Annotated in this window: 15 protein-coding genes; 9 read left to right on the top strand and 6 right to left on the bottom strand. The window is 69.2% G+C overall.

Features of this window, described 5'->3' with window-relative positions:
* Nucleotides 1–32 precede the first annotated feature (32 nt).
* Both AVR91_RS41275 and AVR91_RS41270 read right to left on the bottom strand, forming a co-directional pair.
* Nucleotides 33–932 carry an ROK family protein gene (locus AVR91_RS41275; protein WP_063276832.1) on the bottom strand — a complete coding sequence of 300 codons (900 nt, stop codon included), beginning with the start codon at nt 930–932 and terminating at the stop codon, nt 33–35.
* Nucleotides 929–2338 carry an APC family permease gene (locus AVR91_RS41270; RefSeq protein ID WP_063276831.1) on the bottom strand — a complete coding sequence of 470 codons (1410 nt, stop codon included), beginning with the start codon at nt 2336–2338 and terminating at the stop codon, nt 929–931. Before AVR91_RS41270 ends, AVR91_RS41275 begins: the two co-directional genes overlap by 4 nt.
* Nucleotides 2339–2529: 191 nt before the next feature.
* Between AVR91_RS41270 and AVR91_RS41265 the strand changes: the two genes are divergently transcribed.
* From AVR91_RS41265 to AVR91_RS44145, 3 genes are read left to right on the top strand one after another with little or no spacing between them, the layout of a single operon-like run.
* Complete coding sequence (locus AVR91_RS41265) at nt 2530–3012, top strand: hypothetical protein (protein WP_063276830.1); 483 nt, start codon at nt 2530–2532, stop codon at nt 3010–3012.
* Complete coding sequence (locus AVR91_RS44150; protein WP_228709484.1) at nt 3009–3491, top strand: hypothetical protein; 483 nt, start codon at nt 3009–3011, stop codon at nt 3489–3491. Before AVR91_RS41265 ends, AVR91_RS44150 begins: the two co-directional genes overlap by 4 nt.
* On the top strand, nt 3491–3931 hold the full coding sequence (locus AVR91_RS44145; protein WP_228709483.1) for a hypothetical protein: 441 nt from the start codon (nt 3491–3493) through the stop codon (nt 3929–3931). Before AVR91_RS44150 ends, AVR91_RS44145 begins: the two co-directional genes overlap by 1 nt.
* A 6-nt stretch (nt 3932–3937) precedes the next feature.
* Here the strand turns inward: AVR91_RS44145 and AVR91_RS41255 are convergent, their stop codons facing one another.
* Nucleotides 3938–4771: an alpha/beta hydrolase family protein gene (locus AVR91_RS41255; RefSeq protein WP_228709482.1), complete on the bottom strand. Its 834-nt coding sequence runs from the start codon at nt 4769–4771 to the stop codon at nt 3938–3940.
* A 184-nt stretch (nt 4772–4955) separates the two neighbouring features.
* On the opposite strand from AVR91_RS41255, the gene AVR91_RS41250 reads away from it, so the two are divergent.
* On the top strand, nt 4956–6035 hold the full coding sequence (locus AVR91_RS41250) for a J domain-containing protein (RefSeq protein ID WP_063276828.1): 1080 nt from the start codon (nt 4956–4958) through the stop codon (nt 6033–6035).
* Between the two features lie 306 nt (nt 6036–6341).
* Here the strand turns inward: AVR91_RS41250 and AVR91_RS41245 are convergent, their stop codons facing one another.
* A complete protein-coding gene (locus AVR91_RS41245) occupies nt 6342–8840 on the bottom strand; it encodes a M14 family zinc carboxypeptidase (protein WP_063276827.1) in 2499 nt (832 codons plus the stop codon).
* Between the two features lie 235 nt (nt 8841–9075).
* On the opposite strand from AVR91_RS41245, the gene AVR91_RS41240 reads away from it, so the two are divergent.
* Nucleotides 9076–9765: a DUF998 domain-containing protein gene (locus tag AVR91_RS41240; RefSeq protein WP_043848032.1), complete on the top strand. Its 690-nt coding sequence runs from the start codon at nt 9076–9078 to the stop codon at nt 9763–9765.
* A gap of 92 nt (nt 9766–9857) precedes the next feature.
* Complete coding sequence (locus AVR91_RS41235; RefSeq protein ID WP_211282833.1) at nt 9858–10523, top strand: class I SAM-dependent methyltransferase; 666 nt, start codon at nt 9858–9860, stop codon at nt 10521–10523.
* On the opposite strand, the gene AVR91_RS41230 is transcribed toward AVR91_RS41235, so the two are convergent.
* The gene (locus AVR91_RS41230) at nt 10429–11061 is read right to left on the bottom strand and encodes a hypothetical protein (protein WP_063276825.1); all 633 of its coding nucleotides are present in this window, start codon (nt 11059–11061) and stop codon (nt 10429–10431) included. The two genes, AVR91_RS41235 and AVR91_RS41230, sit on opposite strands and share 95 nt — an antisense overlap.
* A complete protein-coding gene (locus AVR91_RS41225) occupies nt 11058–11390 on the bottom strand; it encodes a hypothetical protein (protein ID WP_076153599.1) in 333 nt (110 codons plus the stop codon). Before AVR91_RS41225 ends, AVR91_RS41230 begins: the two co-directional genes overlap by 4 nt.
* Nucleotides 11391–11753: 363 nt before the next feature.
* On the opposite strand from AVR91_RS41225, the gene AVR91_RS41220 reads away from it, so the two are divergent.
* From AVR91_RS41220 to AVR91_RS41210, 3 genes are read left to right on the top strand one after another with little or no spacing between them, the layout of a single operon-like run.
* Complete coding sequence (locus AVR91_RS41220) at nt 11754–13049, top strand: helix-turn-helix transcriptional regulator (protein ID WP_063276824.1); 1296 nt, start codon at nt 11754–11756, stop codon at nt 13047–13049.
* Nucleotides 13046–13801 (top strand): hypothetical protein, encoded by a 756-nt coding sequence (locus AVR91_RS41215; RefSeq protein WP_063276823.1) that lies wholly within the window; start codon nt 13046–13048, stop codon nt 13799–13801. The genes AVR91_RS41220 and AVR91_RS41215 overlap by 4 nt, the downstream gene beginning before the upstream one ends.
* Entirely contained in the window at nt 13798–14451 is a 654-nt protein-coding gene (locus AVR91_RS41210) for a dCTP deaminase (protein WP_063276822.1), read from the top strand. Before AVR91_RS41215 ends, AVR91_RS41210 begins: the two co-directional genes overlap by 4 nt.
* Nucleotide 14452 lies beyond the last annotated feature (1 nt).

Here is a 14452-nt window from a genome sequence, read left to right as displayed (position 1 = left end):
CGGAGGCCCGGCGGCTTCGGTCGGTGATCTCGCTACGCGTCCAGCGCGATCGCGATCGCGCCCAGCAGGGACGCGTCCTGGTCGAATTTCGCCGACACCAGTTCCGGCGGGAACGGCACGGCCCCCGCCAGCCGCTCGCGCAGGGCGGGCAGCAGGATGTCGGCCGAGCGCACCAGTCCCCCGCCGACGGCGATGCGCTGCGGATCGAGCGCGATGGCGAGATTCGCGACGTGCATCGACAGTTCGTCGAGTGCCGCGCCGACGAGTTCCTTCGCCTGCGCGTTCTCCCTGGCGAGGCCGAACAGCTCACCCGCGGTTACCGGGCGGCCGAGCAGCACACTCGCCCGGCCGCCCAGCCCACGCCCACCGACGGCTTCCTCCAGCGGCGCCGCTCCGCCGGCGAACCCGTCGGTGTCCTGCGGCGAGAGGAGGTTGTACCCGATCTCTCCCGCAGCGCCGTTGGCGCCGGTCAGCAGCCGGCCGCCGACCAGGACCGCCGCGGCGATCCCGGTCCCCAGCGAGAGGAACACCGCCGGATCGGTGTCCGCCAGTGCCCCCCATCGCCATTCCGCGAGCGCCGCCGCCTTGGCGTCGGTGCCCACTTCGATCGGGACGCCCTCGAACTCGGCCGCGACGAGTTCCCGCAGCCGCAGTTCCTCCCAGCCCGGCACGTTCGGCGCGAGCAGGATCCGGTCTTCCAGCACGATGCCCGGGCTGACGACGCCGATCGCGACGAGCCGGTCCGCGGCGCCTTCGTCGGCGAGCAGTTTCCGCGCCGCGGCGAGCGCCCGGCTCACCACCTGCTCCGCGCCCGCTTGCGCGTCGGTGTCGAGCCTGCGGGTGACCAGCAGGCTCCCGGCTCTGTCCGCCAGCCCGATGGCGACCTTCGTCCCGCCGAAGTCGATCCCCAGGATCAGTTCTTCCCCCGTCACTTCCCGTTCCCCTCTGTCGCCCCCGCGAACGATTCCTGAATCCCCTTGGGCCCGAACGGCCACACGCGTTCCGCCTTCGCGTAGGCGAGGAACGCGGCCACGCCCAGCACGATCCAGCCCACCGAAAGCCCGATCGAGAGCCAGGTCGCGGAGAAGTAGATGTAGACCCAGCCGAGCAGCGCGATGATCGTCGGGATCGGGTAGAGCCATTGGCGGTACGGCCGCTCCAGCTCCGGCCGTCGCCGCCGCAGCACCACGATCGCCGCGACCTGCGCGAGCGACTGGATGAGCACCAGCACCGTCACCGCCGCGTTGATCACCGCGGTCAGGGTGAACAGCGAGCCGATCGCGGCGATGGCACCCATCGTCAGCACACCGGCGGTCGGCAGGTTCAGTTTCGGGTGCAGCCTGGCGAAGACCGGCAGGAACACCTTGTCGCGCGCGGCCTCGAACGGGACCCGCGATCCGCCGAGCAGGCCCGCGAACACCGAACCGATCGCGGCGATCACGATGAACACGGTGATGACCTTGGCCGCGCCCGTGCCCCACGCCTGTTCGAGCACGGTGGAGGCGACCGAAGTGGCGTTCTTCAGCTCTTCCAACGGGATCGAGCCGAGGACACCGAGCTGCAGCAGGAAGTACAGGCTCATGATGCCGAGGATCGACAGGATGATCGAGCGCGGCAGCGTCCGGCCCGGGTCACGCACCTCGCCGCCGAGGTAGGCGCTGGTGTTGTAGCCGAGGTAGTCGTAGATGGCGATGATCAGGCCCGCGCCGAGCCCGGCCCAGAACGCGCCGCCGCCGAACGAGAACGCGCCCGGGGTGAAGGCGAACGCTTGCGCGCCGTCGAAATGCGTGAAGGCCGCGACGATCACCGAGAGCGCGGCGAACAGCATGATGCCGAACAGGACGGTGGTCAGCTTCCCGATCTCGCCGATCTTGCGGAACAACGCCAGCACGATCAGGGCGATGATGCCGAGACCGATCACCTTGCCGAGCGTCGTCGTCCCGCCGTCGTCGGCCACGCCGGGCACCAGGTACCCGAGGTACTGGACCAGGCCGATGATGCCGGTGGACATGATCAGCGGAATGAACAGCACCGCGCTCCAGGCGAAGAGGAACGGCATGAGCCTGCCGGTGCGGACGCCGAACGCCTCGCGCAGGTAGACGTAGGTTCCCCCGGCGCCCGGGAGGGCGGCGCCGAGTTCGGCCCAGATGAGGCCGTCGGCCAGCGCGATGACCGCGCCGATGAGCCAGCCGAACATGGCCTGCGGACCGCCGAGGGTCACCACCATCGCGGGGATGGTGACGAACGGGCCGATCCCGCACATCTGGGTCATGTTGATGGCGGTCGCCTGGAGCGGCCCGATCTTCCGCTCGAGCCCCGGCCGCGGGGATGAACTCAAAACGCGCCTCCCTGTTAGTTAGTAAAGTTTCTTAACATAATTTCGGGCGTGTCGGAAGGCCACGCGGCGAAGTTGTCGTGCACTGGTCCACCCGGGGAATACGCCCGAATGGACCAAGCCGGGACGTATCAGGGGCCACTCGTTCCGCGTCCTTATCCAGAAGGGCGTCTTCCTCAAGGACGGTGAGGTCCATGAAACGGCTGTTCAGCACGGCGATGGCGATCGCCGCTCTCGGGTTCGCGACGGCCTGCGGCGGGACGGCCACGCCCCGCGACACGGCACCGGGTGATCTGACGACCGACAGCGGGATCACCACGGAGACGGCCCCGACGGCGTCGTCCGAGACGATCCCGACGAAGGACTCTCCACCGCCCGGTCTCGTGCCCGGGAGCCCGATCGGATACAACAGCGACCTGCTTGGCACCGACCCCGAGACCGCCAAAGGCGCGATCGAGCAGAACCTCGAGCGCCTCTGCAAGAGCTCCCGGCGGTGCGGGGTAACGGTCGAGGTCGTGGGCGAGGGGAACTGCATCCGCGGTATCGGCCCGAATCCGGTGTATCCCGGCAAGACGGTCAAGATCCACGCCAGGGCCTGCGAAACCGGGACCACGGAGGAAAGCTCGGCGCCGCCGAAGTCGGAAAGCACGCCGCCGAGCGAAACCACGGGCGGATGAGTACCCGGCGGCCACTACGGCGGGGCCTGCGCGCCCCCGCGCCTCCGGAGCCCGAATCCGCGGCGGGCCCGGGACACGCGCTCAAGCTGGTCGGCACGGTCCTGGCCAACACGACCCTGCTCACCGCGCTGCTCTACTACTTCGGGCTCGTCTCCACGCAGACGTACTTCGGCTACTTCCGCGTGCACTACACCCTGCTCGGCCAGACACCGGACGAGATCTTCGGGCGCGGCGTCGACGGGGTGCTCCTGCCCCTGACCGCGGCCGCGGGCGCCGCCCTGCTCTTCCTCGTCCTGACCAGGTTCCTGAAGATCCGCCTCGGCGAGGCTTCCTGGGCCCGACTGTTGCGGATCTGCTCCCCCGTCGCCGGTGTCCTCGGCCTCGCGCTGCTGGCCGGGACGACGGCGATCGCGCTCGACCCGGAACCCTTTCGCGACCGCCCCGGAGTTCCGGGGGTCGGCTTCGCGATCGGGTCCTGATGGCGCTGTTCTCCTGGCGTCACTGGACCTCACGCAGGACCGGAAGCGCCCGGTCGAGTGTCGCGGAGCTGGTCACCGGTTACGTCCTGGTGAGCATCGGCCTCTTCTGGGCGGTCGGCGACTACTCGGGAGCCGTCGGCACGAGCCGCGCCTTCGAGGCCTCCACGGTGATCCCGGCCAGACCGGCCGCGACGCTGTACAGCGCGGAAAGCCTCAATCTCGCCGCGAACGGTGTCGCGCAGGTGAAATGCGCGGACCCCGGATCGGCCTACAAATACCGGTACACCGGGCTGAAGCTGCTGCTGCAGTCCAGCGGCCAGTACGTCTTCCTCCCGGCGAACTGGCGGGCCTCGACCGGCGTCGCGTTCGTGATCCCCAAGACCGACAAGCTGCGCCTGGAATTCGGACCGGCCCGGTCGGTGCCGTCACCGGCCTGCTGACGCGCGTCAGCCCAGGTGGCGAACCAGCCACTCGGCGACCTGGTCGTCCACCAGTTTCGCGATGGGCAACTGCGGCGCGGGCTCGATGCCCGGGTCTTCGGCGAGCGGGTGAGCGAGGCCCGGGAGCCTGCGCAACCGGACGTCGTCGGCCACGGAGTACCGGGCACGCAACGCGTCGACGAGTTCGTCGGCGTCCGCGCGGAACGTCGGGAAATCCTCTTCTCCGCTGACGACCAGCAGCGGAACCTGCGTATCCCTGGCCGAGATTTCACCCGATCGTGCGACGAAGTCGAGTTGATCCGCCGCTTGGTTCGCTTCGTCCGTCCACGAATAGGGCTTTTCCAGCATGGTTTCCACCACGCCGACCAGCGACCGCGCCCGGACGGCGGGGTTGACCAGCGCGGCGGCCCGCACCGGGATCTCCCTCGTGGCAAGGATCGTGAGCGCCACCGCACCGCCGAGGGAACCGCCTACGACGGCCATCCGCGAGGTGTCGAACCCGAAGCGTTCCCGCAGCTCAGCCAGTGCGGCGGGGAATTCCAGCGCCGCCTGCCGGACGAACGGGTCGGCATAGGCGAGCACCGAGTCCCGGACGGCCCGTTCCACCACCGCGTCCATGCTGCCGTCGACCATTCTCGCGCCGCACAACGGCATTCCGAGATACACCCGCCACGCCGGCGCCCCCGCCAGCGGCAACGCGGCCGCGAACGCCGCGTCGGAGCGGGGCGCGTCGATCATGTGCCAGGCGACGACCACCGGCGCGGGTCCGCTGACCTCGGCAGATGGCGGCAAGACGGTGAACGGCACCCCAGCGGCCGTGCCCGTGACCGGTTCTCCCACCGCGATCCTTCCTCGTGTGCTGTCGATCTCCACGATATCCAGGACGCGGCGGAGGCGGACCTCGTTCCGCCACAAGCGAAACAGTATGCCCGCGACGTCACCCCGACGCGCCGCGGAGGTGGTTGCGACCCGGCGGCGGCGGCCGAATAGTGTTGCGGCCCGGCCCTTTGGAGGTGAACCGCCCGTGCCCGACGTCGACTATTACGAGGTGCTCGGGGTGGGCAAGGCCGCCTCGGTCAACGAGATCAAGACCGCGTACCGGCGGCTGGCGAAGTCGCATCACCCGGACACCGGCGGGTCCGCCCTCACGTTCCAGCTGGTCCGCGAGGCCTACGACACGCTCAGCGATCCGATGCGGCGCGCGGGCTACGACGCGGGCGGGCGCTCGGTGCGCGCCCCGATCCGGCCGCGGCCGCGGCGCCGCTTCGGCGAAGAACCGGGCTACGAACCCGAGCCGGTCGTGATCGATCCGGACGACCTCGAATGGTGGGAGTTCGCCGCACAGGACGAGCGCGTGCGCCACGGCCGCCGTCGCGGCCCCGGGCACACCCCCGTGGTGGCGGCGGTCGGCGGGATGGTGCTGGTCCTGCTGCCGGTGCTGACCGGCGTCGGGTTCTCGGCGCCCACGCTGATCGTCTGGCTGCTCCTGACCGCCGGAACCGCCCTGCTGGTGCAACGGCTCGCGCGTGGCTATCTGGCCGCCTCCCGCGCCAAGAACCGGTTCGCCGCCGAATTCGGCGGGAAACGCGTGTTCGGCACCCCCGGCGTCGAGAGCGACGAACTCGCCGAGCGCCTCACCGCCGACATGCTCGAGCGCTATCTGACCCGGCTGCCCGGCGCGCGGATCTTCCACGGCCTCTCGTGGCCGGACTCGGTGTTCGCCGACGTCGACCACGCGGTGCTGTGCGGGAAGCGGCTCGTGCTCGTGGAATCGAAACTGTGGCTGCCGGGACACTACGAAACCGGGGACGACGACCGCCTGCTGCGCAACGGCCGCGCCTTCCGCGGCGGCGGGAGCAGGTTGACCGAAAGCCTCGCCGAGTTCCGGCGGGTCCTGCCCGGTGTCACGCTGCGCGGGGCGATGGTCGTGTACCCGAGCCGGACCGGGGAGATCACCACGGATCTCGACGATCCCTCCCCCGCGCCGCCGATGACGCCGGAGCAGTTCCTGCACGAGATCGGCGGCTGGCTGGCGGCGGAGCCGTCCACTGTGGACGCGGCGACCATGCGGGTGGTGCGGGACCGGGTGGCCGGCACCGTCTGATGTTCCGGGCCGCTTGCCGGCGGAGCGACGTTGCGAAAGCCACTTTCGCAACGTTGAAGGTTGCGAAAGTGGCTTTCGCAACGCTGCTGAGTCCTGTCAGCGCTCCCATGTCGCGAAAGCCACTTTCGAGACATCAGACGTCCCGAAAGTGGCTTTCGCGACATCCCGTAGCGGAGCGGTGTGGCGAACGCGGCTCCGGACCCTCTCTGATGCAATGAACGGTCCTTTCCTTGCAAAATTCGCAAGGAAAGGACCGTTCCTAGCACGCCGGTGCCGGCACCGAACGTACGCGCGTGAAGCGAGGAACTACCGGACCGAGCGCTCCTTCTTGGCCCGCGCCGACCGGGTGCACACCTCACCGACGTCGACCGTCTGGCCGCGGTCGATGTACACGTCCGTCAGCCCGACGAGCTTGCCCTTCGGCGACGTACAGGTCAGCTGGTACGCCTCCTTCGGACCGTAGGTCGGCGGGATCGGCGACTGGAACGACACACCGCCGGTCCAATCGTCCACAGTGGACGGATTCGCCTGCGAGTAGTTCACCAGCACGGCCCGGTATTCCCCGGCGGGCGGGTCGTACAGGATCGCGTGCTCTTCCGTGGTCGAACCGTTCGCCGACGACGACACCATGTTGCCCGCGGCGTCGAAGACGTACAGGTCCCAGTCGGTGTCCTGGCTCGCCCACTTGACGTCGACGCTGAACTTCCCGTTGTCGACCTTGGGGAGCCCGTCCACGCGGAAGGTGAAGCTCTCCGAGGTCGGGTCCGTCGGGTAGTTCTGGTTGATCGCCGGGACCCCGGCCGGGTTCACGGCCTGGATCGCGGGCTGCGCCGGTCCCTGCGGCTCGCGGCCGTAGCGGCCCGCGACGTAGGGGCGGGTCGACGGGTTGATCGACCACGCGAACCGGCCACCGGTCGACGACAGCGACGAGTTCAGGTCGTCGGTCACGTAGATCGGCGGCTTCGTCGAGCCGTCCGGCTGCACCACCGGGGAGGTCGGCGTCTGGAACGTCTTGTGCAGCTTCAGCTGGTAGCCCTTCGGCGCCGTACCGATCAGCGTCGAGTGCGCCGCCGGGTCGGCGGTGTTGGCCAGCATATCGATGAACGCGGCACGGTTTCCGCCCTTGCCCGCGCCCGCGGCGGGGGCGACACCGGTGTACTCGGCGACGACACCCTCGGCGAACGGCGGGTGGAACTCGTTCGGACCGACCTCGAAGGTGAAGCCCCAGCCACCGGTGGCCCAGTACGACCAGTCCTCGGTCGAGCCGGTCGTGTCGTAGAGCGCCCACGAGGGCTGGCTGGTGTATCCGTTGCGCGAGGCCATCTTGTCGCCGAGCGCCTTGTACGCCGGCTCGTCGAGCGGCGGGCGGACGGCGGCGACACCCGGGACACGCAGCACCAGGTTCGAGAAGGTGTGCAGCGTGATCAGGTTGGTCACCTGGCGGTTCGACACGATCGAGCGGACGTTCTGCGTCTCGGGCTCGGAGAACGGGCCGGCACCGCGGAACGTGTCGCTGCGCCACAGGGTCGACGCGCCGGCGCCGCCCCAGAAGCCCGCGTAGTTGCGGTTCGGGTCGGTGCCGCGTTCACGGCCGCCGGGGTTGGCCTTGCAGACGCCCGTCGCGAACTCCTTGGGCGAGTCGTTGACGTTGCAGTTCTTGCGCTTCATCTCGTAGTCGAAACGCGAGAAGTCGCCCCTGGGCTCGGCCTCGCGGGAGATTTCGAAGCCGTCGGGGTTGACGATCGGCACGATGATGTTGCGCGTCCGGCCGACCAGGCCGCGGATCTCGGCGTTGTTGCCGGTGTAGCCCTTGACCAGTTCGTGGGCCCATTCCATGGCGTGCTCGCCCGCCGGCCACTCACGGGCGTGGTGCACGCCCATGGTGAAGTTGACGGGTTTGCCGTCGGCGATGTTCTTGACGTCGGTCGCGATCTCGAGGCCGAGGACGTCGCGGCCTTCCCAGGTCGGCTGCGGCAGCGTGAACGCCGTGACCAGGCCGGGGTTCTTGCGGGCCAGTTCCTTGACCTCGAACTGGTAGTCGTAGAGGTGCCGGTAGCTCGTACGCCCGGACGGCAGGGTGGAGCCCGGCGTCTTCGCGGCGTACTCGCGGTCGGTCTTGGCGTTCTGGATCGACCGCGCCGAAAGGTCGCCGTCGATCACCTTCGCCTTGAAGCCGTTGTCCGCCAGCGTCTTGCGGTCGGCGTCGTTGGCGAGGACGACCTGCACACCGGTGGCGTCGGCCTTCTCCGTGACGTCCAGCCCGAGCCGGAGGAGCTTGTCCTTGTCCTGCTTGGCGGGTGTCTCGACCCGGACCAGTTCGGCGCGCTGCGGCGCGGGCGCGGCACCGGTCGGGGTCCCCTGCGGCGTGAGCGAGAGGAAGTCGACCCCCAGTACCGCGTCGCGCGTCCGGCCGTCGTACCGGCAGGTCTGCACGACGAGTTTCTGGTCCTTCTTCACGAAGCCTTCGGCGAGCTCGTGGCTGCGCAACGCGGCGGACGCGGCGACCACGGCACCGGTGGTCTTGTCGAAGACCGCGAGGTCCCAGTCGCCCTCGGTGCCGCCGCGCGGCGCCAGGCGCGCCTGCAACAGACCGTCTACTGTGGACGTGAACTCGCGCCGATCGGTGCCGGGCGTACCCGGCTTCTGCAGCGCGGCGAAACAGGAACGCGGCACGGCCTTGTCGGCTCGCACCACGTTGTCCGCGGCCCCCGCCGTCGTGGCCGACGGAAGTGCCACGAAGGCCCCGGCGAGTACCAGGGTCGCCGCGGTCCATCCCGCTCTTCGCCGGTTTGGTGAATACCCCACAGACTGACCTCCTTGGACAGTCCGGTGACCGGGTGAGGTCACCGGTAGCGAGACCCTAGACCCGCGACCCCGCCGGAGGGACCCGCCACAAGTCGCCTACACCTCTTTCGGCCCAACGATCTCACCGTCCGTACCGGAACGATCACCGGTACGCGCGCCGTACAATCGGACTTTCCTGTCGATTCCGACAGGTCGGCCTAAGAAAACCTTCAGGATGGGCGGTTACCTTTCAACCATGACGACGCCCCAGGTCACCGCCAGGTCACCGCTGGCCCTGCTGGCCGCCGTGGTCTCCGTCGCCGGCGGAGCGCTGCTGATCCTGTTGCTGCAGGTCCTCCCCGCCACCAGCGACATCAGCCCGGTCCGCCGCACCATCAGCGAGTACGCGCTCAGCGAGAACAAGTGGATCTTCGACGTCGCGGTCCTGCTGGTCGCGTTCGGCTCGGCGATCGGCTTCGGCGCGCTGATCCGCCGCAAACACCTTCCCGCCCTGTCCGCGGCGTCGGTGTTCTGCGCGCTCTGGACGGTGAGCCTCGTGGTGATCGTGGCGTTCCCCAAGAACAACTGGGCGATCGGGCCGAGCACCGGCGGCACGGTGCACCGGATCGCGAGCGTCGTCGCCTTCGTCTGCCTGCCGCTGGCCGTGTGGTTCGCGGCGAAAGCCGTCTTCCCCTCCTCGCCCGCGCGCCGCGCCGTGACCCGGGTGCTCGCGGTGGCGGCCCTGGCCTGGTTCGGCGTGATCCTCGGGGCCATCGTGGTCTCGATGAACGGCGGCGAGCCCTGGTGGCGGGCGATCCCGCTCGGGCTGGTCGAACGCGCGATGGCGCTGACCGGGCTGATCGCGCTGGCGTCACTGCTCATCCCCGCCCGCGTGGTCACCGCACCGGTGACCGAGCAGGCCGAAGCCCTGGAGATCGCGTCCTGACCGCCGGACGCCTCGCCCGCGCCTGGGACGAAGCCGCCGACGGTTACGAGGCGTATTACGTCCCCCGTTTCGCGCCTTGGGTCGCCGAGGCGGTGCGGGCCCTCCCCTCGGACCTGCCCGACGGCCCCGTCTTCGTTCCTTGCTGCGGGACCTTCCCGGAGCTCGACGTGCTCACCGGGCACCTGCCCGGCCGCGAGATCGTCGGCATCGATCTGTCCGCGGGGATGGCCGCGAGGGCCAGGAACCGGGCCGCGGGCAACCCACTCGTCCGCGTCGGCGAGGGCGACGCCTCGGAACTCGACGCGGGCTCGGCCGCCGCGATCGTCTCGGTCTTCGGCCTCCAGCAACTGCCCGAACCCGACGTGGCGCTCCGGTCCTGGGCCGAGGCGCTACGTCCCGGCGGAGTGCTTTCGGTCGTCTACTGGCCGCACAGCACCGAACCGGGCGGGGCCTTCACGGTGCTGTCCGAGGTGCTCCGGGAGCACGTCCCGGCAGGCGACCGCTCGTGGGAAGAACGGCTCGTCCCCGCGCTGGCGGGCGCCACGCTCGAACGGGACGAGCCTTTGTCGTTCCCGATGGCCCACCCCGACGCGGACACGTTCTTCACCGCGCACACCCGTTCGGGACCGATGCGGCCGCTGGCGGACGCGCGCGGTGAAGAGTTCATCGCCGTGCTGCGCGAGGAATTCCTTCGAAGGGCACCGGAAGGGGAATGGCGGCACCGTCCGTCCGCCCGGCATATCGTGGCGCGGGCGTGAGCTCGGCGGCGTCCTTGCGCAACCTCGCGGTGCACACCGAAAGATGCACCACGTTCGCACGTTTGTGGTGGCGGTACACGTGGACGTCGGAGGCGAAGCACGCCGCGGCCAGCAGGGCCCGCCTCTGCTCGATGCGCTCGTAGCCGACCCCCGCCGGGCAGAACACGGTGACCTCGACCTCGTCGCCACGCGGCTTGGTCCACAGGATCACCGGCAGCTTGCCGTCGAGGGTGCACACCCGGGCGCGGGCGAATCCGGTCCGCAGCCGGTGCTGCACGACGACCGAGCGCAGCCGGTCGCGAAGGAATCGCCGCGCCGATTTCCAGTAGAACAGCCAATTCGCGACGCCGAACAGCACGACCGCGCCCCAGATCGGGCCGGCCGCCTGGAAAAGCGAGAACAGCGCGTACGGGAGGACGAGCAGCGCGCAGATCTCGTAGCGCCAGTGGTAAAGCGCGGTGACCGGGTTGGGCCTCCTGACCACCGTGATCTCCCTGGCCAGCTCGGCGATCGCCTGGGGTTCCTGCCAACGGCTCATGACCTTCCTCCTGTCCGTCCGGCGGTTTTCTCGGCGACCGCGGCCGCCGCGGGAATGGAGCGGACGACACCGGCACCGGCGCAGTCCGGGCAAACGGCGTCCTCGTAGGGCCACCACCCCGTGCCTCCGCACGGTTCGCACGCGTGCACGGTGTCCCAGCGGGGATCGCGGTAGACACGGCGCCTGCTGTCCGGCACCCGGGTCACCTGCCAGCCACGAGCGGCGGCTCTCGCGTCCTCGCCGGACGCGAAGAGCCATTCGTGGAAGCGTTCGAGAAGTCGATCGAACCAAGATCGGGGCGCTGCCGTGTGGTTCTCGTGGTGGGACATGAGGTTCACCCCCGATGCGGCGAAGCACTGATTCGGGTCGGCGCACACGACGCCTACTCCGGCATTCGTGTGACCCGCAGGCGACGCGAACCGAAACGGATGCACAGCGTCACATTCAGATGGCTGACAGCATCCACTCTTCGGTCGTGCCCTGTTCGGCCCATGCCTCGCGGCCGGGTGGATCGCGCACCCCAGGACCAGGTAGAACAGGCCCGGACGCGAGCGCCTGCCCGTCGTGACAAGACATTGACCAACGCGCCAGCGCGGTCCGATTCGCTTGCTGTACTCTCCCCGTTGTGTGCACGTTCAGTCACCGCCCTACTTTGCCTACTAGAGGTAGGTAAGCCTGTGTCTAGTGCCTACATGAAGCCTACATCGGCTGGACGGCGGCCGGTAAGCCCCGATGCGGAAACCGTTACCGCGTCGGGTGTCGGACGTGAACTGCGGCGGCTGCGCAAGGCCGCGGGCGAAACCCAGGCGGAAACGGCCCGGATCATCGGGGTGACCAGGGCGAACCTGACCCAGTGGGAGACCGGCAAGTACCTGCCGTCGACACATAACGCCCGCCAGCTCGACGACCACTTCCGCGCCGCGAACGCACTGTTCACCCTGGTCGAGACGGCCCGTTCGCCGCAGGAGCACACCCCGCCCGCCGTCGGCGACGCGGGCGTCGTCGACACTTCGCGGTCACTGCTGCAGGTGTTCCACACCGTCGGCGCCAAACTCGCCGAGCGCCTGATCCGCGACGAGCACGGGAAACCGCTGGGGTGGCGGCAGAACCTGCAGAAGAAGACGCCTCCGACCGTGCTCAGCACCGCGTACGGGATCAGCACGATGCAGTTGGTAGGTGACACCTACCTCGACCTACATCCGCTCGTCGAAAACCTCCACAGCCGTCGCTCCGAATTCGGCTGGCGGGGGCGGCCGGAAGGCAGGTGGCCCGAGACCACCGCGGCGGTCGTGGACGCGCTGTTCCGGGTGGGCACCACGCTTTCCGCCGATGACGGGCTGCGGCTCCTGGAGCATTCGCTGGACCCGTTCAGCAACACCCGCCCGTACCTGCTGGCGACGACCCTGCAGACGGCGGTGCGGTTACGGCCGGACGCCCCGCTGACCGATCGGCTGATCGACGATCTCCTGGCCACCAGGCTCGAATTCGACGGCCTCCGGCTGTGGCCGGAGAAGAACGAAGCCGGGCTCGTGGCACCCGAGCCGTCCGTGGCGCACACCGCGCGAGCCATCGTGGTGCTGCGCGACGTGCTGCGGAACCGCGACGATCGCAACGATGTTCGAGAAGCGGCCGACGAAGCCACACAATGGCTCGTCGACCACACCCATCCGGATGACGGCGTGGCCGAGGACCTCGAAAAGCCTCGTCCCGACGGTGACGGAACCGCCCGGATCATCATCCGACACTTCACCTCCGCCTGGGTCGTCCAAGCGCTGGCCACCGCCCCCCTCCTGCCACTCCCCCGGCTCAACCGTGCGCTCGGAACCCTTTGGGAGCGCTATGACGCCGATCAGGGTCTGTGGGCTTGGGGAAGCGGGGACCTGCCGATTTGGCAGACCCTGGACGCCGTCACGGCTCTTCGCTCGGCAGCACTCGCCGTAGCCGCACCCCCGCTCAGCCCTCCAGGAACTTCAGGTACGACTCCATGACCGACAACTCACCGTCGTCCAGCCCGGCCGATTCGGCCGGAGCTCACGCGTTCGTCCGGGCCGTCACGCGATCACGGCCCGCCGACGGCGTCGTGGGGCCGCCTTGGCTCCGCCGCGCGGCCCATCGGGTCCAGGACGATCCCGGCACCTTCCTCGCCTGGCTGGAAGCGATCCTCGGCGACGAGGAAGCCGTACGCGAAGCCGCCAAGCGCTCCTACTGGCACCCGAACGGCTTCGCCAAGATGGTGCTGCACTCCTCCGCCGACTTCAGGATCCGGCTCCACGTCTGGCCGGCGTCCACGGAGCCGTCGCGCGGCGAATCCAATCCGCACAGCCATCGCTGGGAATTCGCCTCGACCGTCGTCGCCGGCGAAGGCATGCACATGGTCGAGTACGGCGAAACCGACGAAGGCGGCGAGCTCCACACCAGGTACTGGTACGGCGCCGATCCGGCCGACCCCGCGGCATTGCGACGCGACGGACAGGCTCGCCTCAGGAAGCTTCGAGCCCCGCATGTACGACGCGGCCAGGTTTACAGCTGCGACACCGAAGTCGTGCACACCGTCCGGCCGATCGAGGCCGGCCTCACCGCGACACTGGTCTTCCAGGGGCCCCACCGGTCGGCGAAAACCGTCGTCTATTGCCTTCCCGGCCAGACCGACGACCAGCCCAACGGCGAAATGAGCGAAGAGGAATTCAGTCTTCTCGTCGAATCCGTCGTCGCCGCCTTCACCGAGCGGGTCTCCTCATGACCACGGTCCAGCCCGCCTCCTCGGGCAGGCTCTCCAAGCTCCGCATCGGAAACCGGCGATTCGACCGCGGCGTGCTGACCGACAGGGAGATCAGGAGGGCGCTGCTGGAGGGCGATCTTTCCGTCACGCCCTTCGACGACTCCCTGATCCGGCCCGCGGCGATCAGCCTGCGGCTGGGCGAAGAAGCCTTCAGCCTGGTGTCCACCGGCGCGGTCGACATCGCCGACCGCGGCACCTACCCGGATCTCGTGCCGAAAGACCTGGACGACCGGCGCCGCCTGCGGGTGGAACCCGGTGAGGTCGTCCTCGCCCCGACCATGGAACGCATCGGGCTCTCGGGCAGGCTGGCCGGGCTCGTCGACGGCACCAGCGATTACGCCCGCCTCGGCGTCGGCGTGGTGCTCTGCGGCCAGGTCAGCCCCGGCTTCGGCAGCAGCAATGGCGCGGTCCTCACCCTGGAGATAGTCAACCATCTACGCCACGCCGTCCTGCTGCACCCCGGCGCCCGAATCTGCAATTTGATGCTGTTCGCCTCCAGCGGGAGCGAGGAATCCTACGACCGGATTCCGCACAACTATTCCAACGATCATTTCGTCATGCCCTCCCGCCTTGCCGAAAGAATCGAACAGACACACAATTCAAGGAACTAGC

Source organism: Amycolatopsis keratiniphila subsp. keratiniphila (genome assembly GCF_001620365.2).
Classification (GTDB): Bacteria; Actinomycetota; Actinomycetes; order Mycobacteriales; family Pseudonocardiaceae; genus Amycolatopsis; species Amycolatopsis keratiniphila.
Note: the sequence above shows the minus strand (reverse complement) of the source record. Positions and strands in the feature narration are given on the sequence as shown.

Coding starts and splice junctions, on each gene's coding strand:
- AVR91_RS41265 (WP_063276830.1), top strand. CDS start 2,530: ATGAAACGGCTGTTCAGCACGGCGATGGCGATCGCCGCTCTCGGGTTC.
- AVR91_RS44150 (WP_228709484.1), top strand. CDS start 3,009: ATGAGTACCCGGCGGCCACTACGGCGGGGCCTGCGCGCCCCCGCGCCT.
- AVR91_RS44145 (WP_228709483.1), top strand. CDS start 3,491: ATGGCGCTGTTCTCCTGGCGTCACTGGACCTCACGCAGGACCGGAAGC.
- AVR91_RS41240 (WP_043848032.1), top strand. CDS start 9,076: ATGACGACGCCCCAGGTCACCGCCAGGTCACCGCTGGCCCTGCTGGCC.
- AVR91_RS41230 (WP_063276825.1), bottom strand. CDS start 11,061: ATGAGCCGTTGGCAGGAACCCCAGGCGATCGCCGAGCTGGCCAGGGAG.
- AVR91_RS41225 (WP_076153599.1), bottom strand. CDS start 11,390: ATGTCCCACCACGAGAACCACACGGCAGCGCCCCGATCTTGGTTCGAT.
- AVR91_RS41220 (WP_063276824.1), top strand. CDS start 11,754: ATGAAGCCTACATCGGCTGGACGGCGGCCGGTAAGCCCCGATGCGGAA.
- AVR91_RS41215 (WP_063276823.1), top strand. CDS start 13,046: ATGACCGACAACTCACCGTCGTCCAGCCCGGCCGATTCGGCCGGAGCT.
- AVR91_RS41210 (WP_063276822.1), top strand. CDS start 13,798: ATGACCACGGTCCAGCCCGCCTCCTCGGGCAGGCTCTCCAAGCTCCGC.